Origin of the sequence: Cohnella thailandensis, from assembly GCF_014212135.1 — a bacterium.
In the GTDB taxonomy this organism is placed as follows: Bacteria; Bacillota; Bacilli; order Paenibacillales; family Paenibacillaceae; genus Cohnella; species Cohnella thailandensis.
Window position 1 is genome coordinate 377,900 of sequence record NZ_JACJVQ010000007.1, and the last position, 21,792, is coordinate 399,691.

At 56.4% G+C, this 21,792-nt stretch carries 19 protein-coding genes, 1 tRNA gene and 1 riboswitch; of the genes, 4 read left to right on the top strand and 16 right to left on the bottom strand.

What is annotated here, in order from left to right; genetic code table 11:
- Window positions 1-25: 25 nt before the first annotated feature.
- From H7B67_RS11395 to H7B67_RS11435, 9 genes are all read right to left on the bottom strand, one after another.
- Complete coding sequence (locus H7B67_RS11395; RefSeq protein ID WP_185119943.1) at window positions 26-943, bottom strand: carbohydrate ABC transporter permease; 918 nt, start codon at window positions 941-943, stop codon at window positions 26-28.
- On the bottom strand, window positions 940-1,854 hold the full coding sequence (locus H7B67_RS11400; protein ID WP_185119944.1) for an ABC transporter permease subunit: 915 nt from the start codon (window positions 1,852-1,854) through the stop codon (window positions 940-942). The genes H7B67_RS11395 and H7B67_RS11400 overlap by 4 nt, the downstream gene beginning before the upstream one ends.
- Window positions 1,855-2,210: 356 nt before the next feature.
- A complete protein-coding gene (locus tag H7B67_RS11405; RefSeq protein WP_185119945.1) occupies window positions 2,211-3,503 on the bottom strand; it encodes an ABC transporter substrate-binding protein in 1,293 nt (430 codons plus the stop codon).
- On the bottom strand, window positions 3,500-4,978 hold the full coding sequence (locus H7B67_RS11410; protein ID WP_185119946.1) for a response regulator transcription factor: 1,479 nt from the start codon (window positions 4,976-4,978) through the stop codon (window positions 3,500-3,502). Before H7B67_RS11410 ends, H7B67_RS11405 begins: the two co-directional genes overlap by 4 nt.
- The gene (locus H7B67_RS11415; RefSeq protein WP_245363268.1) at window positions 4,971-6,755 is read right to left on the bottom strand and encodes a sensor histidine kinase; all 1,785 of its coding nucleotides are present in this window, start codon (window positions 6,753-6,755) and stop codon (window positions 4,971-4,973) included. The genes H7B67_RS11410 and H7B67_RS11415 overlap by 8 nt, the downstream gene beginning before the upstream one ends.
- Window positions 6,756-6,937: 182 nt before the next feature.
- Window positions 6,938-7,999, bottom strand: a complete 1,062-nt coding sequence (locus tag H7B67_RS11420) for a substrate-binding domain-containing protein (protein ID WP_185119947.1) — start codon at window positions 7,997-7,999, stop codon at window positions 6,938-6,940.
- Complete coding sequence (locus H7B67_RS11425; RefSeq protein WP_185119972.1) at window positions 7,996-8,796, bottom strand: sugar ABC transporter permease; 801 nt, start codon at window positions 8,794-8,796, stop codon at window positions 7,996-7,998. Before H7B67_RS11425 ends, H7B67_RS11420 begins: the two co-directional genes overlap by 4 nt.
- A gap of 29 nt (window positions 8,797-8,825) precedes the next feature.
- Window positions 8,826-10,133, bottom strand: coding sequence for a carbohydrate ABC transporter permease (locus H7B67_RS11430; RefSeq protein ID WP_185119948.1), 1,308 nt, complete (start codon window positions 10,131-10,133; stop codon window positions 8,826-8,828).
- Window positions 10,134-10,212: 79 nt separating this feature from the next.
- Window positions 10,213-11,535 carry a sugar ABC transporter substrate-binding protein gene (locus tag H7B67_RS11435; protein WP_185119949.1) on the bottom strand — a complete coding sequence of 441 codons (1,323 nt, stop codon included), beginning with the start codon at window positions 11,533-11,535 and terminating at the stop codon, window positions 10,213-10,215.
- 394 nt (window positions 11,536-11,929) lie between these two features.
- Window positions 11,930-12,118, top strand: a riboswitch (Lysine riboswitch).
- A gap of 163 nt (window positions 12,119-12,281) precedes the next feature.
- Between H7B67_RS11435 and H7B67_RS11440 the strand changes: the two genes are divergently transcribed.
- Entirely contained in the window at window positions 12,282-13,673 is a 1,392-nt protein-coding gene (locus tag H7B67_RS11440; protein ID WP_185119973.1) for an amino acid permease, read from the top strand.
- Between the two features lie 546 nt (window positions 13,674-14,219).
- On the opposite strand, the gene H7B67_RS11445 is transcribed toward H7B67_RS11440, so the two are convergent.
- The 5 genes from H7B67_RS11445 to H7B67_RS11465 form a co-directional block, all read right to left on the bottom strand.
- Window positions 14,220-15,119: an SDR family oxidoreductase gene (locus H7B67_RS11445; protein ID WP_185119950.1), complete on the bottom strand. Its 900-nt coding sequence runs from the start codon at window positions 15,117-15,119 to the stop codon at window positions 14,220-14,222.
- A gap of 265 nt (window positions 15,120-15,384) precedes the next feature.
- A tRNA-Leu gene (locus H7B67_RS11450) sits at window positions 15,385-15,472 on the bottom strand.
- 146 nt (window positions 15,473-15,618) lie between these two features.
- Window positions 15,619-15,834, bottom strand: coding sequence for a hypothetical protein (locus H7B67_RS11455; protein ID WP_185119951.1), 216 nt, complete (start codon window positions 15,832-15,834; stop codon window positions 15,619-15,621).
- Between the two features lie 80 nt (window positions 15,835-15,914).
- Window positions 15,915-16,244 (bottom strand): hypothetical protein, encoded by a 330-nt coding sequence (locus H7B67_RS11460; protein ID WP_185119952.1) that lies wholly within the window; start codon window positions 16,242-16,244, stop codon window positions 15,915-15,917.
- 113 nt (window positions 16,245-16,357) lie between these two features.
- Window positions 16,358-16,927 carry a xanthine phosphoribosyltransferase gene (locus H7B67_RS11465; protein ID WP_185119953.1) on the bottom strand — a complete coding sequence of 190 codons (570 nt, stop codon included), beginning with the start codon at window positions 16,925-16,927 and terminating at the stop codon, window positions 16,358-16,360.
- Between the two features lie 241 nt (window positions 16,928-17,168).
- Here H7B67_RS11465 and H7B67_RS30855 point away from each other — a divergent pair, with 241 nt between their 5' ends.
- On the top strand, window positions 17,169-17,603 hold the full coding sequence (locus tag H7B67_RS30855; RefSeq protein WP_245363267.1) for a hypothetical protein: 435 nt from the start codon (window positions 17,169-17,171) through the stop codon (window positions 17,601-17,603).
- A 176-nt stretch (window positions 17,604-17,779) separates the two neighbouring features.
- Window positions 17,780-18,532: a hypothetical protein gene (locus H7B67_RS11475; RefSeq protein ID WP_185119954.1), complete on the top strand. Its 753-nt coding sequence runs from the start codon at window positions 17,780-17,782 to the stop codon at window positions 18,530-18,532.
- On the opposite strand, the gene H7B67_RS11480 is transcribed toward H7B67_RS11475, so the two are convergent.
- Window positions 18,529-19,827 carry an ArsB/NhaD family transporter gene (locus H7B67_RS11480; RefSeq protein WP_185119955.1) on the bottom strand — a complete coding sequence of 433 codons (1,299 nt, stop codon included), beginning with the start codon at window positions 19,825-19,827 and terminating at the stop codon, window positions 18,529-18,531. The two genes, H7B67_RS11475 and H7B67_RS11480, sit on opposite strands and share 4 nt — an antisense overlap.
- A 132-nt stretch (window positions 19,828-19,959) precedes the next feature.
- Between H7B67_RS11480 and H7B67_RS11485 the strand changes: the two genes are divergently transcribed.
- A complete protein-coding gene (locus tag H7B67_RS11485) occupies window positions 19,960-21,021 on the top strand; it encodes a YkvI family membrane protein (RefSeq protein ID WP_185119956.1) in 1,062 nt (353 codons plus the stop codon).
- Here the strand turns inward: H7B67_RS11485 and H7B67_RS11490 are convergent.
- The coding region (locus tag H7B67_RS11490; RefSeq protein WP_425489421.1) for an ATP-binding protein at window positions 20,966-21,792 on the bottom strand (827 nt) is incomplete at its 5' end. The genes H7B67_RS11485 and H7B67_RS11490 overlap by 56 nt on opposite strands.

Consider the following 21,792-nt stretch of genomic DNA (forward strand, 5'->3'; position numbering starts at 1 on the left):
TCATCATTGTATTATAATGGCGCGTTCAACCTTTAACGGCGCCAATCATAATTCCTTTCACGAAGAACCGTTGGAAGATCGGATAGACCAGCAGGATGGGCGCTACAACGATAACGGTCACCGTCATGCGGATAGAGGTTGTCGTTTGCTTGGTCGCCAAGCTGGCCATGGCCGTCGATCCGGCATTTTGCAGATTAACCATGGTCGATAACGAACTCGCCTGATTGATGTAGTTATACAGGATAAACTGCAGGCTGTAGAGGTTGCTGTCCGTCATCAGCAGCAGCGTGTCCTGGAAGGAATTCCATTGATCCACGGCCGCGAATATGGCAACCGTCGCCAATATAGGCTTACAGATGGGCAGCATGATTCGGAAGAAGAGAGTCATGGTTCCGGCTCCGTCGATGCTGGCCGCCTGCTGCAATTCCTTAGGCGTCGATTCGACGAATGTCTTGACAAGAATGATAAAGAACGGGGCTACGACAGTTGGCAAAATATAAGCCATAAAGTTGTTGGTCAAGTGCAGCGATCTCATGGTTAAATACCAAGGAATGATCCCGGCGCTAAAAAACATCGTGATAACCGTAAATCGATACCAGAATTTACGAGCCCACATATCCTCTTGGGTAAACATGAAGCCCAGAAAAGCCGAAGCCCCTACCGTCAGCGTCGTTCCGATCGCCGTTCTTCCCAACGAAATCATGGCCGCGTTCCCCAAACCGGGTATCTTAAACACATCCAAGTAGTTCTGAAAATGAATTTTTTTAGGGTAGAACACCACATCGCCTCTGGCGCTAAGATCGTTGGCGCTGATGGTATTGATAATGATCGAGTAGAAAGGAAACACGCAGATAAAGGCAAACGCCGAGAACAGGACGTAGATGATAACCGTAATCCATTTATCTGCCGCGCTGGCTTGATACTTCGTTTTTTGGTCCCTCATACGATCCCCTCTCCCCTCGTCAGTTTGGACAATCCGTTCACCGAGAAGAGAAGCACGACGCTGATCAAGCTCTTCAGCATGCTGATCGCGACGGACACGGAATAACTGCCGCCCCCCATTGCGAGGTTGTATACGTAAAGGTCCAGAACCTGGATGGCGTCTTTGTTGAATGCATTTTGAAAGACGAAGTATTGCTCCAACCCGTTGTTCAGGAAGCTTGCGATTTGCAGCATTAACAAGACAAAATAAGTCGGAAGCATGCTCGGGATAACGACATGGCGAATGACCTGCATTCGGGTGGCGCCGTCTACATGGGCCGCTTCGTAAAGGGAGTCGTCAATGCTCATAATCGCCGCGATATATAGGATGGCTGACCAGCCCAACGATTTCCAAGTCATCCACATCCACATCGTCAACCAAACGTGGTCCGAGCTTTGAAGGAACAAGAACGGAGATTCGATCAGCCCCAGCTGCTTCAACAGACCGTTGACGATCCCTTCGCTGGAGAACATGGAGAACGCCAACGAGTAAACCAAGACCCAGCTGATAAAATTCGGAAGAGTAGTGACCGTCTGAATGAATTTCCGGAATCGGACGGCCTTGATCTCGGTCAGGAATATGGCGAACATCATCGGCAGCCAGGAGAAGAGAAGCGCCAAGCCGCTCATTCCGAACGTGTTTTTAAGAACCTGCAGCAACTGATCGATCTTGACCTGATTCTCGACCAAGGAACGAAACCACTGAAGCCCGACAAACGGCGATTCGGAAAGAGGAATCGGAGGCATATAGTCGAAGAAAGCATAGACCCATCCATAAAGCGGATAATAAGCGAAGATCGCCAGAAGAACCATAAATGGCGATATATAGAGAAACTTGCGAAACGAAGCGCCTCTCATGGTCTGTTTATACATGCGCAACCGATCACTCCTTTTCAAAATCCGGATACAACGTCTTCCGATACAAGTTAGCCCACATAATTGTAAGCGCTTTCATTGATTGCGCTGGAAAGCTTTCTTACTCGATTTCCTCCAGGTTGGTCGCGGCCGCTAACCTATTGCTACCCTTGCCGTTGTTGCCAACCCTTTGAATCGTTGGCATCGGTTTCTGCTGGTTACGCTTTCATTATAGGAGGCCGGGTAACGCCATACAACTCGCATCTTTTTACTTGCTTAACGTTCGTTTACTTCACGGAACGAATCTTCATGGGGATGATCGCGGCTTAACGCAAAAACCCGCCCAGCCTTCCGGCTAAGCGGGTCATCCTTCGCTACTGCTCCGAGTCCAGAACCGCCTGCAGTTCCGTCATATAACGCGTAGGCGCGAACCTGGAGTCAGTAACGAGAAGCTGCGCGTTGTTCCATGCCAGCAGCTGCGCCTTCGTGCTGAATTTCGCTTCGAACCAGCCCGACGCCCGCTTGACGCCTTCGATCTTCTCTTGAACCATCCGCGTCAGCGGCGGCACGTTCTCCGGCATGCTCTCCACGTTGAAGCCGGTCACCATGCCGAGCTCGCTCATCGCCCGATCCCCGTACTCCTCGAACACGTCCTTCATCCAATCCCCGACTTCCTCGGTGTAAGCCGCTTTGGAGAAGGAAGTCGTCAGTCCCGCGTTCATCGGATACTCGTCCAGCTGTCCCGCTCCCCCTTCCACGAGAGGAATGCTGAAGAACCCGATATTTTCCGCGCCGAGCTTGTTCCGTTCCGGGACGTTGAAGTCGCGCAGCAGCCAGCTTCCCGAATAGTACATCGCCGCTTGCCCTTGCAGGAACAGGTCGGTCGCGGCGTTGACGTCCAACGTATTGACCGCTCCGCCCAGGTACCCTTTCAATCCCATGTCCTGCACCACGGATGCCGCCTCGATGAATCTCGGGTCCGTCAGCTTCAGGGTTCCCTTGTCCACCTGCTCCATCGCGTCTACGCCGATCTTGCGGATCGCATACGCGTTGATCAGACGGGTGATCTGCCATTTGTCCTTGCCCGCCACGGAGAAGGGCTGAACGCCCGCCGCCTTCAGCGTCTCGGCGATCCGCAGCATCTCGTCCCACGTCTGCGGCTCTTTTAGCCCATACCTCTCGAAAATCGCCTTGTTGTACCAGAAGCCTTCGATGTTCATCTCCAGCGGCAGGGCGTACAAGCCGGCTCCGTCCACGGCAGACTTAAGCAGCTCCACGGCAGCCGGATTCAACCGGTCGTAAAGGCCCAGCTCCTTGAACGTCTCCTCCAGGTTCAACACGGAATCGCTGCGAATCAAATCCAGAAGCGGCCGGCCCGATTGATACCGGAACAGCGCCGGCAGATCGTTGCTCGCGGCCAGCAGCGTGATTCGCTGGGACAGATCGCCCTCCGGGATCGCCTCGATCGAGAATCGAACGTTCGGATGCTCGGCCTCGTACTCTTCGGAGAGCTGGCGAATCATTTCGACGCTGGACCCGACTTCCTCGTTCGAGATATAGACGATATCCGTCTTCTTTTCCGCCTGAGTTTCGTCTGCGTAATCGGTACGTCCGCAAGATGAGATCAGCAAGGAGATCAGAACGAATGCGACAGCCAGCCTCCTCATTTCGGCGCTCTCCCTTCCCGATACTGCCCCGGCGTCATGCCCGCGTACCTCTTGAACACTTCGGAGAAGTGGCGAGCATGCTGATACCCGACCTTCTCGCTGATCTCCTGAATGGATTCTCCGGCACCCAGCAGCACCTTCGCCTTCTCCATGCGGACTTGGGTCAAATACTTAATATAGGAGATGTCCATCTCTTCTTTGAAAAGCAGGCTGAAGTACGTGGAGTTCATCTGGACGTGGTCCGCCACCTCTTGCTGCGTAAGGTCTCTTCCGTAGTTCTTGCCGATGTACTTGAGTGCCTTCTCGATCGCCGCGTGCTTCGAACGATGGCGGACGCTCAGAATCCAATCCATGATCGTCTCCATCTGACTTCGCAGCCAAGCCGCCATCTCCTCTTGCGTATTCAGGTTCCGAATCTCGAGCTGCGGCCAATAGCCGGAAGGATACATGTCCGACGGATTGCCGCCGGTCCCCTTGGCGACGTCCAGCCCGTGCATGACGATCTTCAGCAGCTCCACCTCGGCCGCCTCGGGAGTCAGCTTCGCGCTTCGGAACTCTTCCAGATAACCGTCGATTTTCTCCAGGAGACCCTCCTTGTCCCCGATCCGCAGGTCGAACAGCATCGCCTCTTCCCGTTCGGACAATAGCGGACTGTCGGCCTGGCTGTCGCCCAGATCCTCGAACCGGACCCAGCCTTTGCCTTCCAGGAACTTGCCGTACCGAAGCGCCCGCTGCGCTTCCTTGTAGCTCTTCGGAGCGTCCTCCGCGCTCGGATAGGTTCGACCCGAACCGATCACCGCGGAAGTCCATTCCGCAAGTCCGGCCATCCATTCCTCCGAAGCCGGGTCGAAATGGAACACGACGACGATATGCTCGGAGCCGCCGCCCGTCCGAACGACGCGATACCCTTCCCCGTCCGGGACGGCATCCGTCTGCTCCTTGCTGACCAGCACGGTAACTCCTTTTACCCGCTCGCTGTCCTCGCCGAACTGCTCCTCCCAAGCCGCGGCCGCCTCGGCTCCCTTTTCCAACAGTTGTTGAACGGATTTCTCCAAGAGACCTTGATGCCACTTCCGTTTCAAGGACGAATACTCGTTCAGCTCCTCGATCCGCTTGACCGCCTTCCCGATGCCGTCCCGGATCTTCTCGATGTTGACCGGCTTCTCCAGGTAATCGACGACGCCCAGCTTGATGGCGCTCTTCACGTATTCGAATTCGTTGTAGCCGCTGAACACGATGCACATCGTGTCGGGTGCCTCCGCGCGAATCGCTTCGATCAGCTGCAGCCCGTCCATTCCCGGCATCCGGATGTCCGTCAGGATAAGGTCCGGCTTGATCTCGCGGAACAGCTTCAGCGCCGATATTCCGTCCGAGGCCGTTCCCGCCAGCTCGATTCCGTATTCGGACCAGTCGATCAGCCTCTCCAATCCCCTTAGCACGATAAATTCATCGTCGAAAACAAGAGCCTTAAGCATGATTGTCTCCTCCGTTGTCCCCATGAGGGAATCGCAACGTGATCTTGGTGCCTTCTCCGGGCGCGCTCTCGATGACGAAGGAGCTTCCCTCGCCGTAATAGAGCGCCAAACGCTCTTTGACGTTGCGGATTCCGTAGCCCTGCTCGGTTCGGCGAATATCCTCCATGCCGACCCCGTCATCCTCTACCGTGAAGACGAGATCGCCGCCTTCCTTGCGGCCGGCAAGGCGAATCGTCCCGTCTCCGACCTTCGGCTCGAGCCCGTGGTAAATCGAATTCTCGACCAGCGGCTGCAGCAGCAGCTTCATGATCTCGTAGCCCATGATTTCCGGATCGACGTCCGCGACGTACCGGAATCGGTTGTCGTAGCGCAAATTCTGAATGATCATGTAGTGCTCGATATGCTTCAATTCCTTGAAGACGGGTATCGTCTCCTTGCCCTTGTTGAGGCTCAGCTTGAAGCTCTCCGATAGCGACAGCGCCATCTGGGCGATGTCGTTCTTCTCTTCGAGCATCGCCATCCAATAGATCGAATCCAGCGTGTTGTATAGAAAATGCGGCTTGATTTGCGACTGCAGGCTTCTCAGCTCCGCTTCCCGTTCCTTGAGCTGCGACTGAAGCAGCTTTTCGCCCATCTGCTGATATTCCGAAGACAGCCGTTGGAACGTCTGGCCGATCACCCCGACCTCGTCCGCCACGAACGCCGTCTCCTTGTTGTCGCCCGCCGAATGGCCCTTCGCCCAGTCTACGATCATTTTTTTGAGCTGCAGAAGCGGTTTCGTAATCGAACCGGAGACGAAATAAGAGACAAGGAGAGCGATGATCGCCATAAAGGCGGCGATCAGCATCGTGAACGTGCCGATTCGGTTCGACTGCTTGAGCAGCGTCTCCTTCCGGACGTAATGAACGAACTGCCAGCCGCTTGTCGCGTTCGAATACCGGCTGTATAAGTAACCCGCTTCCTTCAAATCCTTGAACGGATCGGTCGACACTTGTCCGATTCCCGCTCCTGCGGTCAAGTCCGGATGGTGGTCGTAGATGATGAGAGGAGTCGTGCGGCCGGCATCCAGCACCCAGAAGCCGCTGTCCTCTCCCTCGTTGACAGTCTGGCCGAAAATCGTTTTGCGAATGTTGATGACGAGAAAGCCGAGGTCGTCGCCGCTCAGTTGGTTGGGATCCCGCAGGATTTTGACGCTGGAGAACGTATCGCCGGCCAGATTCTCCTCGAGCACGTTATAGCCGAAGAACACCTCTTTGCCCTTGGCGTCCAAACTCTTCTGGTACCAATCCGTTCCGGCGATCAGTCCTCTCGACACCTCCGAGCCGTAAGGCCCCGCCAGCTCCGATCTTCCGTAGCAGGCCGACCGGAACTTTCGATCGAACAAGCAGATCGACTGGATGTACTGGGTATCGTACAGATTCGTTACGACGATGTTCTGCAGCCGGTTGGCGGTCGTCACGTCGATGGTGTCGGGGCCGTCGCCCTCCGCGTTCCCGCTCTTGTATAGCTGCTGCCTCAGCTCGTCGCTCGACAGAATGATCCGGTTCATGTCGATGATGTTTTTGAACAACAGGTCCGCCATCTCGCTCGACGTCTTCAGGTGGCTCTGGATCGTCTCGATGTGGTTCTCGACCAGCGTGTCCTTGGCGATATTGATGGAGACATAGCCCAAGACGATCAACGGCGGCAGCGAAACCAAGATCATGGCGGTCAGAAAACGGCTGCGGATTCTCTGCAATCGGAAGGTCTTCAGCCAAGACCCTATCCTCTTCATCATGTGTATCGTCCTTTTAACGCGGCTTCGGCGCAACGCAGAAATCCCCGGCCGCCCGATAACTCGATCAGGTGCCGGGGTCGTAGGCGCAAGAATAATAGCACTTTCTATTGTAACCAATCGCGGCGCTTTTAGGTAATCCGGTTTTTTTGGATCGAATCCGCGTTTTATGGAAAAAGCCTCGGTTAACGAGGCTTGGCGGAAAAAGGGATGCCACCGGGGCGACGCGTTCCCAGCGTCGATTCCCTGGCGACCAAACGATGCGGAACGGTCAACGACCGACCTTGGAGCTCTCCGTCCGTAAGGGAGCGCAGCAGCAGCTCGACCGCCTCGAAACCGATTTGATCGATGCCGATGTCCATGCTCGTCAGGGACGGCGTCGTCCAATCCGCCATCGAGCTGTTGTTGAATGCGACCAACGCAAGCTTCTCCGGAACGGGAATGCCGAGTTCCGCGAGCGCACGGATCACGGCGATGCCAAGGCGATCGTCCCCGACGACGAGAGCGGTAGGCGGATTCGGTTGTCCGAGGAAGAGGGACAGCGTGCGGTTCGCGCTAAGCGTCAGCGCGTCGCCCTCTAACAACCATTCCTTCGCGGGAACGATTCCCGATTTCTTCAGAGCCAGCTCGTAGCCTTCCAGCCGATCCCACGACGCCGTCAAGCCTCGCGGCCCGATAGCGAAGCCGATCTTCTCATGGCCGAGCTCCGTAAGATGGCGCACGGCGTCTTGCCCTGCCGCCCGATTATCCGTATCCACGGACAGGATGTCCGTTCGGAACTCGTGCCTCCCGATTCGAACGAACGGGAACCCGGCCTCCGTCAGCCGGTCCAGGAGCCTGTCGTCCTCGCCGGCGCCGAGCAGGACAACCCCGTCCACCCGCTTCCCTTGGAGGAGCCGATCCAACGAAGACAGCTCTTCGATGCCGGATTCGCCGCTTGCGAGCAATAAATCGTAGTCGGCTTTTCTCGCGCTCGATGCGATGCCGCGAAGTAGCTCCGTGATCATCGTGTCCTGGTACCACTGCCCCGTCATGCGGGGAAGCATGACGCCAAGCTTGCGGCTTGCGCCGCTGACGAGGCTCCGCGCCAACGAGTTCGGATGATAGTTCAGCTCCTCCATGGCCTTTATCACACGCCGTTTCGTCTCTTCGCCCACCCTTCCTTTGCCGGAAATGACCCTCGACACCGTGGACGGGGCGACTCTCGCTCGCCTCGCGACCTGACGGATCGTAACGGGCCTTCTCACCCCTTGGAAGCCCCCGCCGTCAGTCCGTCGACGAGATAACGTTGGAGGAACAAGAACAAGAACGTCACCGGAACCGCGACGAGAACGGCTCCCGCTGCGAACAGCGTGAACTCCGTCGAATTGCGCTGGCTGACCATCTTATAAAGACCGACGGCAAGCGTCCGTTGCTCCTCCGTCCTCAGGATCAGGTCGGCGAAGATAAAGTCGACGAACGCTCCGTTAAAGATCATGAGGCTGGCATACGTCAGCATCGGAGTGGACAAGGGGACGATCACGGAGAAGAACACCTTCATGGGACTGGCTCCGTCGATTCTCGCCGCGTCCTCCAAGCTCCTCGGGATCGTATCGAAGAAGCCCTTGGCCACGAATACGTTCGTGATAATCGAGCCGGAACTGTAGACCAAGATCAGCGCCCAATGCGAATTCAGCAAGCCGATCGCGTTCAGCATGACGAAGATGGCGATCATCGCCATGAAGCCGGGGAACATCTGAAGCACGAGGAACGTCTTCAGCGTCGTCTTGCGGCCGGCGAAACGGAACCTCGAGATCGCGTAGGAAGAGAGCAGCAGCAGGAACGTTCCGATAATCGTCGAGAATACCGCCACCTTCAGCGTATTGAGGAACCATCTGGGATACATCGTTTTCTCGAACAGATCCTTGTAATGGACGAACGTCATCTCCCGGGGGATGAGCGTGTCGCTGTACAGGCTGTTGCCTTCCTTAAGGGAGGATAGAACGATCCAAAGCGCCGGAAACAAGCTCAAGAACGTTAAGACGCCTAGGATCGCATAGGTCATAAACAACTTCCCGTTACCCGTCGAAGTTCTCAATGGATCATGTCCTCCTCCCGATACGATTTTGTGCGAGTGTAGCTCCAGATGGAGAACGACCCTACGATGAGAAATATAAAGATGCCGATGACGGAGGCGAAGCTGAACTGCGATTGATTGAGGGCGAGCTTATATAGCCAAGTGACGAGCAAGTCCGTATGTCCGGCAAATTGGTAACGAATATTGACCGGCTCTCCGTTCGTCAGAAGATAGATGACATTGAAGTTGTTGATATTGCCCGCGAACTGCATGATGAGAATCGGCGCGGTCGAGAAGAGCACCATCGGCATCGTAATGTAGCGCAGCCTCTGGAACGAGCCCGCTCCGTCCGCGTCCGCCGCTTCGTACAGATCCTTCGGAATCGTCGTGAGCACCCCGAAAGCGAGAATCATCGTAATCGGAATTCCCATCCACATGTTGACCAGAATGACGGTAACTTTCGCCCAGAACGGATCGGTCAGCCAGGGCAAGCCTTGAAGGCCGATTCTCCGGAGGTAATCGTTGATCGGACCGAATTGGTTGTTGAACATATTCCTCATGACCAATAGAGAAATCATGTTCGGAATCGCAAACGGAATGATAAGCGCCGTTCGCCAGAACTTCTTGAATCTTACTCGCGGCTGATGAATCAGTACCGCAACCAGGACGCCTCCGACATAAGTCGTCGCCGTCGCGATTACCGCCCAGATCAGCGTCCACATTAGGACCCCTCCGAACGTATGGCTCCACTTCTTCAAGCTCAGCATCTGCGAGAAGTTGTCGAAGCCGACCCAATCGACCAGCCTCGCCGGAGGGAGAATCGGATCCGCGTAATTCGTGAAGGCGATGAGGATGGAGAAGACGAGCGGCAGCACCGTCAGGAACGCGATCGTAATGAAGGGAGGCAGAAGCACGAGATACGCGAAGTGCTTTTGTCCGAGCGAAGCGAGCGATTGCCTGAAATCATGCACCGGATGTCCTGCCTTGCGCGCTTTCGCCACGAGATAAGCGTCCCGGATATTCAATACGTAAAAAAAGCAGATCAACAGCGACGCCGCTAATGCGGCAAGTCCTTTGATCATCATGAAGATGGAATGGTCTCCTTCCACCATCTTCGTCAGCTTCCCGACCTTCACGAATCCGGATGGTTGCGTCCCTAGCGTGACCAACCCTCGCAAATAATCGAACAGCTCGAATATTAAGGCATACAGACCGACAGCCCCGAAGGCCGCGAATACGAATCCTTTGATCCACTGGCGATTGCTCCATTGCCCGAACCCGAACATGACGGCGGACAGAATGGCCGCTCCGACAGGCTTTTTCATGCGCGATAGCCCTCTTTCCCTTGCGAATCTAGTAGGAATACCCTTGCCCGAGGCAAGTCTCCTCGGACAAGGGCGTCCTTTATCCTCTTGAAGCGATGCCGTCTTCGATCGTCTTCGCCATATTGTCCAGAGTCGGTTGGATTTCGAGGCTCGGATCGTCCCAGAGAGCGATGAAGGTTGCTTTCAACGCTTCCCAAGCCAGATCCACGCCGGAATTCGATGGCATCGGGACGGAATGGGAGAATTGCCGGAAGAACCCGCTCGTGATCGGATCGTTCGCGATTAACGGATCTTCGCCGGCTTCTTTGTTCGCCGGAATCGCTCCGGTCATCCGGTAATTCATCAATTGATTCTCCTTGTTGCTGGCGAAGTGCGCGAACAAACGCGCCGCCTGAGGGTAATTCGAGTAAGAGTTGACATAGTAGGACTTGACCCCGGAGAAGGACATCGCGTCATTGCCGTTCGGAAGCTTGGGCAGCGGAGCGACCCCGAAGTCGACCGAATCCTTGAACGCGGCCACGGACCACGGCCCGTCGATGTTCAGCGCCAGCTTGCCTTCCTTGAACAGCTGCGTCTTGACGTCGTACGTGATATCGCCTGCATTCATCGGTAGAATCTTCTTCAGGGAGCGGAGGAATTCGAATCCCTTCGCCGTATCCCCCTTGTTCAAACCGATATCCTTGTCGTCGGCTCCGAACATGTAGCCGCCGAAGCCGCCGATGAACGGATACGAGTAGTAGCCGACGAACTCCCACATGATCGCGTACTTCTTCTGCCCGGCATCCGTGTACGTCTCCCCGAACTTCAGGATCTCGTCCCAAGTCTTCGGAGGCTCGGGAAACAGGTCTTTGTTGTAGAAGAGCGCGTAAGTTTCGATGGATTTCGGATAGCCGTACAGAACGCCTTCGTAGCTGGAAGCGTTCGTTGCAGCTTCGACGGAGGTCGCCCGGGTCTCCTCCTCGAACACGTCGTTCGGCAGCAGCAGCCCGGCCTTCGCCGCGAGACCGATCTGATCGTGCGGCAGCGTCAACACGTCGGCCGCGGTCTTGGACGGCCCGTCCGTCGACAGCCTCGTACCCTGATCTCCTCCGGCGACGACTTCCACCGTGACCGGCACGCCATACTTCGTCTCGAACTCCTTCGCGACCGCCTTCATGTACTCGACTTGCTCATTCGCCTCCCAGACGACGAGCTTCGCTCCGGGTTCCGGCTCAAGGCCCGCTCCTTCTTCCGCGGATGGGCTCGCCTGCCCGGCGGCTCCCTCTTGCGAAGGACTTGCGCTTGCCGGAGCCGAGCCGTCCGCGTTGCCGTTGCCGTTCGAATTGCCTCCGCAGCCCGCGAGGACGAGCGAAACCGCCAACAATGCGCTTGCCGTTTGGATCGTTCTTTTTCTTCCGATCATGTACCGACCTCTCCTTTTCACAACTGGAATGGAATCGTCGACGGCCCTCTATCCCGGTTGCTTCCGGACGCAACAAAAAAAGGGGCACATCCATCGCGTTACATAAGTAACCGAGGATGTACCCCTTTTCGGGTATCAGGGCCTTCAACTTGGTTTTGATTATAAAATGCAAATAAAAGCGCTTGCAACCATCGTAATGGAAATGAAATTGGGGTTAACCTCCCGTTTCCTTCAGATTGCTTGCATTAGCTCGTTATTTTATTACTATTTATGGTTATTTCCCTTATTTTTCTTCTTACTGGAGATGGTACGATTTAGCCATTGATTTCACGTCGCGATCTCATTAGTATTAGGAAGGCTTTAAGAAAATTGTATATAACAACCTCATCGTCTTGGATGAGGTAGAGGTTGCGATGTTGATGAGTACGTCGGAGGAAGTCCGGTAGAGGCTAAGGATTCCGATCGAAAGGCACCGTCGCCGAAGCAGCGCGGGTTACCGACCGCGCCGGCTGGGGCCGCTTCCGAACAGGGGCGGAACTGTCATTCTGTCGATCCGACGACAGAATGATGAGCTATCTTGGAACAAGAGGATGCGGGGGGAGTCGAAGCTGCCTTGCATGCCATTGCGAGGGCGGCTTTTTTGGCGTGAACAGCCATACTAACGCGAGCGAACGACAAACATCTTGGGGAGAGCGCAGAGAGTGAATACGAAGAACAAGTTACGAAGAAGTTTAAAATCGCGCCACATGACGATGATCTCGCTCGGCGGCTCGATCGGGACGGGACTGTTCCTCGCCAGCGGCGGGGCGATACACGATGCCGGCCCCGGCGGCGCGCTGCTGGGATATGCGATTATCGGGATCATGGTCTATTTCCTGGTAACCAGCTTAGGAGAGATGGCGACCTATATGCCGGTATCCGGAACGTTCAGCACGTACGCCACGAGATTCGTCGATCCTTCCTTCGGCTTCGCGCTCGGATGGAATTATTGGTACAACTGGGCGATTACGATCGCGGCGGAGCTGTCCGCGGCGACGCTCATCATCAAGTTCTGGCTGCCGAACAGCCCGTCCTTCTTATGGAGCGCCCTCTTTCTTATCCTGATGGTCGGCCTTAATTTACTGTCCGTCAAGGGATACGGCGAGTCGGAATACTGGTTCGCCATGATCAAGATCGCGACGGTTATCATCTTCATCGTCATCGGCCTGCTGATGATCGTCGGCATCTGGAGCGGCGAAGCGGTCGGGTTCAGCCACTTTACGGAAGGAGACGCCCCAGTCTCGGGTGGCTGGCTGGCCGTGCTCGGCGTTTGCATGGCGGCGGGCTTCTCGTTCCAAGGCACCGAGCTCGTAGGCATCGCGGCGGGCGAATCCGAGAATCCGAGGAAAAACGTGCCCCGCGCGATCCGCACCGTGTTCTGGAGAATTGTTCTGTTCTACATTCTGGCCATCTTCGTGGTCGGCATGCTGATTCCCTATAACACGGATACGCTGGCCAGCGACAGCGTGGCCGCGAGCCCGTTCACGATCGTCTTCGAGAAAGCGGGCCTCAGCTTCGCGGCGTCCGTCATGAACGCCGTCATCCTGAGCTCGGTTCTGTCCGCGGGCAACTCGGGCATGTACGCCTCCACGCGCATGCTGTGGGTGCTCGCGAAGGAAGGGAAAGCGCCTAAGCCGTTCGCCAAGCTGAACTCGCGAGGCATTCCGGTCTACTCGCTGCTCGCGACGGCGGCGTTAGGCATGCTCGCTTTCCTCGCCTCCTTCTTCGGCGACGGTCAGGTGTACATTTGGCTGCTCAACGCCTCGGGCATGTCCGGCTTCATCGCCTGGCTCGGCATCGCGATCAGCCACTATCGCTTCCGCCGGGCCTACGTCGCGCAGGGCCGCGATTTCGCCGAGCTTCCTTACCGCTCCCTATGGTTCCCGTTCGGACCGATCCTGGCGGGCATCATGTGCGCGATCGTCATCCTCGGCCAGAGCATCAGCGCCTTCTCGGACGGCGAGGTCGACTGGCAGTTCCTGTTCGCCTCCTATGTCGGCATCCCGCTGTTCTTGGCCTTGTGGCTTGGCCACAAGTGGAAGTTCAAAACGAAAACCCTAAAGCTCGAAGAGTGCGATTTGGAGCCTTCGGAGGAATAAGACGTGAATGCGGCGATGGGAGTAGTCCCTTCGCCGCTTTTTTGGGTTTTGGGGAGCTGTAACCCGAATTCTTCGGGTTAGGGCTTCAATCCAGCGTCTCGCAACCCCTGTAACCCGAGATCTTCGGGTTACAGCTTCAATCCAGCGTCTCGCAACCTCTGTAACCCGAAATCTTCGGGTTACGGATTCAATCCAGCGTCTTGCAACCTCTGTAACCCGAAATCTTCGGGTTACAGCTTCAATCCAGCGTCTCGCAACCTCTGTAACCCGAATTCTTCGGGTTAGGGCTTCAATTCAGCGTCTCGCAACCTCTGTAACCCGAGATCTTCGGGTTACAGCTTCAATCCAGCGTCTCGCAACCTCTGTAACCCGAAATATTCGGGTTACGGCTTCAATCCAGCGTCTCGCAACCTCTGTAACCCGAAATCTTCGGGTTACAGCTTCAATCCAGCGTCTCGCAACCTCTGTAACCCGAGATCTTCAGGTTACGGATTCAATCCAGCGTCTCTCAACCCCTGTAACCCGAGATCTTCGGGTTACGGTTTCTCAAGTCTCCGTCATGATCCCGCCGTTGACGTGCAACACTTGGCCGGTCACGAACGACGAGTCGTCCGAAGCCAGATAGACATAGGTCGGTGCCAGCTCGAACGGCTGGCCGGCCCGCTTCATCGGCGTCTCGAGTCCGAACGTCTTCACGTACTCGGCGGAGTAGCTGGAGACGATCAGCGGCGTCCAGATCGGGCCGGGAGCAACGGCGTTCACGCGAATGCCCTTCTTCACCAATTGGAGCGATAAGGATCGCGTAAACGAAACGATGGCGCCTTTGGTCGAAGAGTAATCCACCAGCAAGGGAGCTCCCGCATACGCCGTTACCGAAGCGGTGCTGACGATCGCGCTGCCGGGCTTCAAGTGAGGAAGAGCGGACCGAACCATGTAGAACATGGGGAAAATATTCGTACGGTACGTTTGTTCCAACTGCTCGTCGGAGATGCCCATAATGCTCTGCTGCGGATATTGAACGCCTTGGTTCAGAATCAAAATATCGATTTTTCCGTAGCACTCCAACGTCCTCCTCACGACTTCCGGCGAGAAGGCCGGATGACGCAAGTCGCCTTCGATCAACAGGCAGCGGCCTCCGTACTTGGCGACCATTTGCTGGGTCGCAACCGCATCCTCCCTTTCATAGAGGTACACGATCGCGACGTCCGCTCCTTCTTTGGCGAACGCGATGGCGACGGCTCTGCCGATGCCGCTGTCCCCTCCGGTGATGATGGCGACCCTGCCGGCGAGCTTGCCGCTCCCCTTGTACCCGGGATTATCCGAGATAGGAGCCGGCGACATGAGATATTCAAGGCCCGGTTGACGGTCTTGATGCTGAGGCGGGAACGTAATCGGCACTTGCTTGCACACGGTTTCTTCACTGTAGTAGGGATACATCGGTATCATGCATTTTCCTCCACGCATATAGGCTATGATGGCAGGATATTCACCCATACGGCCGGAGGTACTAAATACTTACTATCTCCGCATCCTCGCCGATCCCAGAACGCCGCGTTAGTCTCATCCGAGATCATCTCCGCGCCCGCTCCGATCCTTGAGCGTGAAATATCTACTCCGAGTTGGGAGCTGCAGGACTACAACATATCCTTGAAAAGCGCGCCAAACAACAAAAAAGAAGCCTTGCAAGCAAGGCTTCTCTCATTTAAGTAAGTGGTGCGGACGAGAGGACTCGAACCTCCACGGGGGGTTAGCCCACTGGAACCTGAATCCAGCGCGTCTGCCAATTCCGCCACGTCCGCATATGTCGCGCTATCTCGCGAGGCCTTTCTTCGAAGGTCATTCGCAGCAGCAACGAGACTTATAATATCACGCGGGCTCGACTCAAGTCAAGCGTAGATCGGAAGTTCTAATTTTCAGTTAATGGCCGCTTCCGGCCTTGCGATCATTATCCTTCGAATTCCGGTCTCGGCTCGCTCTTCGGCACGATCTTATATTCCCGGCTAAGCTTGACGACCCGGCGATTGCGTCTGCGAACGAGAACGCTCTCATCATCCCATGCCACGACGAATCCGATGATATCGTTCATCTCGAGGGCGTCTCTCACGACCCGAATCAGGGTGCCGTCGACCCGGAGCTTGTCCAATTGTTCTTCCGTCATCATCGCCAATCCCTCCTCTATGTCAAAAATCCGCCCCAGCCACCGTCGAAGTGACTAGAGCGGATCCGCTTCCTAATGCTAGTTTAACCGACATGCTCGCGCGATTCGTTCGTCTCGTACCAGTAGTCCAGCACCTTGCTCGACATGACCCGGCCGCGGACATATTCGGCCTGCCGATCGGTAAACTGGTTCTCCCAAGCGATTCCGAGCTTCTCGCACAGCTTCACTATCGTCAGCAGCTCCGACCAAGCCACATATCTCTTATACCAGAAAAATTGCGGATGCTCGATCATATAAGGATACAAATCATCGAATTCGGTGTGCTTGCAGTCGAGCGCGCGCTCGAAATGGATCTTGGCATCGTTCAGCTGTTCCGAGAAAAATTCGGCCGACATATTCGCGTTATCTCCCATATCCTGCTCGCCTCCCCTCTGCAACTTACTCTTATTATAATTCAAGAGCTCGGAATTCGAAAGCCGCTGGAGCCTAATTTATAGTTAGGAATCCATCCCAGCCGGCTTTATCCTTATTCGAACGTGATCGTCTCGCCTTCCAAGGAAGAGATTCGTACGAGAGTCTCCACCTGGAAACCAAGCTCTCTCAGCGCCTTGCCTCCGGCTTGGAACGATTTCTCCAGCACGATTCCGATTCCGGCCACGGACGCTCCCGCTTGCTCGATGATCTTGAGCAGCCCTCTTGCCGCGTCGCCGTTGGCGATGATGTCGTCGATAAAGAGCACCGAGTCTTCGGCTCCGAGAAGGTGCCGGGAAACGATCAGATCCGTTACGATTCCCTTCGTGAACGACGGAACGCGCTCGACATAGGCATCCGCGTCTCCAAGCAGCGTCTTCTTCCGTCTAGCGAAGACGAGAGGAACTCCGAGCGTCAAGGCCGTGGCGAAAGCGACCGGAATTCCGGAGGACTCCACCGTGATGACCTTCGTGATTTTTTTGCCCTCGAACCTTCTCGCGAATTCCTTGCCCATCTCCATCGTGAGCTGGGGGTCCACTCCATGGTTGAGGAGCGAGTCCAGCTTCAGCACGCCCGAATTGACGATCGTCGCTTCCTGGAGGATGCGTTCCTTCAAAATATCCATTTCGCTCTCACCGTCCAATCTTCTCCATATGCGTAACCTTCAAGCCTACCATAGCTATACCCAATTCCCGGCATTCGCATCAAATCAAGGAAATCACATGCCCTGAGCCACTATTGTTTTCATTAGATTATAACCTGTCGGTTGTCGTTTGCAACAATTTTTTGTTATCCCGGATCGACCGAATAATTCGTCTCCATTACGAGATAATACCCTTGGTTCACAAAAAAAGGAGGCATTACGCATGTACCAAAACAACTTCCAAAGCAGCAGCTCTTCCCTTCAGCAATGCGAACATCTGATTCAACAGCTCATTTCGCAAACTCAGCAAGCGAGCCAAAATTATCAAATGCTTCTGCAGCAAGAGCAGCAAAACGCTCAGCGTTTGGAGGAATTGGCCCAACGCGAGCAGCGCGCGACTCAAATGATCCAAAACGCGCTTCACGGCCATCAAACGGCCATTCAGCAGCTTAATCAAATTTCCGGTCTCTGCAGGCAAATCGAGCAAACGGCCCACGTCGCCTCTTCGTTCAATACCGCTCACTCTTATCAATCCCCAACCTATACTCAAGGCAGCAGCACTTTCGGTCAATCCGCAGCCTTTAACCAAGGCGGCATCCAAAGCAGCAGCACCTTCGGACATTCCGCAACCGCGAACAATCCTAGCATCAAAATGTAAGCGGAAAAGCATGCCGAAGAAGCCCGACTTTCGTTTGGGCTTCTTTTTCTTTGGTGAAATGGGACCTAAGGACTTTTTTTTGCATTTTTACCAATTTGCCGAAACTTTTGTCGAGTGATAAATGTCATAATTATTAAGGAAACCAATAAGCTGACGGGCCAAAGGGGGAGATCGCGATGAGAAGGAAGTCCGGAACGTGCGCGTCCATCGTCCAGGCAGGGCTGCTTGCCCTCATGCTGACCGCCTGCAGCCATACCTCGGGCGGGAGTACGCCGACGGGAGACTTCTCGCCTTCCGCTTTGCCCGAGTCTTCCGCCTTCTCGGCCTCATCGCCGGACGATCTCCCGCCTCAAGCGAGCGAAGTCGACTTCCCGCCTTCGCCGTCGGCCTCGGTCGAGTCCTCGCCTGTCCAAGGAAATTCCGCGGAAACCGGCGTGGGAGCCGGTACGGAGACCGATGCGGAGGCCGCCGTCTCTTCCTCCGAAACGGAACCTAAGCCGGAGCAAGAAGCCGTCCCTCCGAAGAAGCTTCCCGAGCGCGATCTCGATCCGAAGTCGCCGAGCCTTGCCGGAATCCGTCTGGGCGATTCCCTTGCTTCGGTATCCAAGCGGTTGGGGACGGCACGAGACGAATACGACCTTCCCGACGATAGCGACATGATTCATATGAAGGATTACGCCGGCGTAACCGTCGGATTCGGAAGGGATAACCGAGCCGTTTATATCGAGCTCACCGAAATCGGCGCCTCTTCCGGAATCAAGGGAATCGGTCTCGGCGAGAGCGGCCAAGCCGCAGCGGACGCGCTAGGCTTGACGCTCGCTCCGGAGGATCTGCTTCTTCTGCTGGAGGTCGAGGGTGGCTTGTACAAAATCGATCTCGATCCTTCTACCGGTAATACAATGTCGGTGAAGCTGATCGGCCAGTCCTAACCGAGGCCAAGCTTCGTCTGCAGCCACAACGCCCCTAGCGATAAAAGCAGCACCGGCAGCGTCAAGAGGGCGACGACTCTCATGTATTGCCCCCACGATACCCGAATTCCATCCCTTCTCATTAACGCAAGCCACAGCAACGTGGCCAAAGAACCGATAGGAGTCAGCTTCGCGCCGATCGTCAGGCCGAGCAAGCCCGCAAACGGCAACAGCCCCTCGCCCCCCGCTTCCGTAATCGACAAGGAAGAGATCAATACGGCTGGAAGGTTGTTCAGAACGGCCGCCAGCAGCGAGACAAGCATTCCCGTACCGAAGATCGAAGCCGCCGGCCCTTCCTTCGCCAGAGGCTCAAGCAGCGCAGGGAACCAATCGGTCGCCCCGTGCAGATGAAGGCTGTATACGACTAGATTCATCGCAAACGCGAATACGACGATCAGCCAAGGCGCCCGCAGCGCCACGCGCTTGGAGTTCACGCTTCCCCTGAGGCCGGCGACCGTCCACAGAAGCGCGGCTCCTCCGCAAGCGATGGCCGATACCGGGATGCCGAGCTTCTCTCCAAGCAGATAGCCGGCAAGAATCAGAACGAGAACGATCCACGAGAAGCGGAACAATCCCGGATCTTCGATGGCGCTGCTCGGCGGAGGGAATAGCATGGAGTCCGGCAAGCTCTTCGTCTCCTTGCGCAGGGTGCCGCGAAAAGCGACGAAGAGAACGAACATCGTAGCCAGCGCGGACGTCGCTCCCGGGAATAGCATATGACGGGCGTAATCGCCGAACGAGATGCCGAAGTAATCCGCCGTCAGGATGTTGGTCAGATTGCTGACCAGAAGCGAGGCGCTTGCCGTATCCGCCATAAGGCCGACGCCCAGCAGAAAGGCTAATCTGGATGGAAGGCTCATGCCCATCAGGCGGGTCGCTTCCAGCGCGATCGGGGTCATGATGAGAACGGCGCCGTCATTGTTGAAGAAAGTCGCGATCAGGCTCGACAGCGCGGCGAAGCCGATTAGCAGCAGCAGCGGACGGCGCCGGAATTTGCCGACGATATGAAGCGCCGCCCATCGGAAAAACCCGATATCGTCGAGCACGGTCGTCAGAATCATGATGCCGATCAAGGAAAGCGTCGCGTTCCAGATCAGCTTCCATATGTAAGAGGCGTCGTCCAGGCCGATATTGCCGACGATAAGCAGCAGAAGCGCCGCCGGAACGGCGAACATCGCTTCGTGCCACTGCTTGGGCTTGCGGATAATCAGAATCAAGGTTGCGATAAATACGGTAAGAGAGCTTGTGATCGCCATTGGGCTCGGACTCCAGTAGTATTCGATAGTATGATAGATTCGCGCGGCCGACGTCTCGCAGGCATGCCCGTCCGACTTCCATCATAGAATCAGTAGAAGGACAAGGATTAGGTGGCATTGGAGGTACCGCGCATGAAGCGTTGGGGGTTAAGCTTGCAGATTGCCTTCACTTTTATCGGAACGGTCGTCGGCGCGGGTTTCGCGACCGGCCGCGAGGTGATGCAGTTTTTCACCCGATTCGGCCACTGGGGCGCCTTGATGATTCTCGTCTCGACCTCGTTGTTCGTATGGCTCGGCTCCAAGATGATGCTCACCGCAGCCGAGATCAAAGCCAAGTCCTTCGAAGACATGAACAGGCATTTGTTCGGAGACCGGGCGGGACAATGGGTCAGCCACCTGATGCTTATCGTGATGCTGGGAGTGAACTCGGTCATGCTGGCAGGCGCCGGGTCCGTCTTCTCCGAGCATCTGAATCTCGGTTACCAGACGGGGCTTCTCGTTACGATGTTCGCCTGCTTCTTTCTTCTTCGCCAAGGCATGTCCGCGATTCTGACGATCAACTCCGTCGTCGTTCCTCTTATGATGGTATTCACGTCGATGCTGGTCGTCCACGCCTTGAACGGTCCGGGCGCCGACCGCTGGCTGACGCTCGAGACCGACCACTCCCCTTGGGCGGCATGGATGTCGCCTTTGCTTTACGCGGCTTTTAACCTATCCATGTCGCAAGCGGTGCTCGTTCCGCTCGGCAACGCCGTCTCCGACCCCGTCGTTCTCAAAAGGGGAGCGTGGCTCGGAGGGGTCGGAATCGGGGTGATGCTGCTCGCCGGCCATCTGACTCTATCTTCGCGAATGCCCGGCGTGAGGCAGTACGACATCCCCATGGGCGGCATCGCCCGGGAAGTCGGGCCTTGGATCCATTGGATCTTCGTTCTGCTAATTTTTATGGAGATCTTCACGACCCTGGTCGCCGACATCTACGGTCTCACGCTTCAATTGCAGGAGAGAATCCACGTCGGCAAAATGTGGCTCACGCTCGGCGTTCTCCTGTTCTGTTACGCGGCCGGCCAATTCGGCTTCGGTCCGCTTCTGACGACGCTGTATCCGATGTTCGGAATGCTTAGCTTGGGCTGGCTGCTTCTCATGGGAAAAGACGACCGGCTTCGGCCAAGGCCGCCGACCTTCCCTTCATCCTGACCAGCAGCGATCCCGGCACTCCTTCCGCCATGCTCTTCGCCACGTGCTCGTGGCAAGTAAACAGGATAACCTGCCTCTCCGCGCATACCTCCTTCAATACTTCCGCCGCTTGCTTCAAGCGGACGTCGTCGAAGTGTACGAACAGATCGTCGAGCAGCAGCGGAAGCTCCTGCTCCGGCGAAGCGGCTCCCGCCAGCGCGAAACGCAGCGCCAAATAAAGCTGCTCCCTCGTGCCCCGGCTTAAGAAGGAGCTGTCGACGACCTTCCGGTCCCTCGTCTCGGCGAGCAGGACGGGAGAATCGCCCGGCGCAACGATTCGAATGTAGGCGCCGGCCGTGAGGATCGAGAAATAGCGAGATGCCTTATGCAGAACGAGCGGCTGCTTGTCCTGCTCGAACACGGTCTTCGTGCGCCGGATCAGCTCGCCGCAGATCGCCAGGACGGCGTATCTCTCGGCAAGCCGCGCGAGCTCGGCATGCCTCTCCTCGATCGAGACGACGCGATCGTCGGTCTCGGCTTCGGCGCGCAGCCTTTCCAGCTGCTGCGCGAGGCGCCCGCGCCGCTCCAGCAGCTCGGAGCGGAGCCGCTCTTGCTCGCGCACGGCCTCGAGCGCCTGCGCGAGCTCCAGCCGGAGCGCGGCTTCGTCGCTCCGCGCGAGCCTCGCCTTGAGCTCGGCGAGGCCTGTCGCGTCGCGGCCGGCCGCGAGCCGCAGCTCGGCTTCCCGGCGCTCGCCGCGCAGCCGCCGGCGCCGCTCGTCCACGCGAAGCCGCC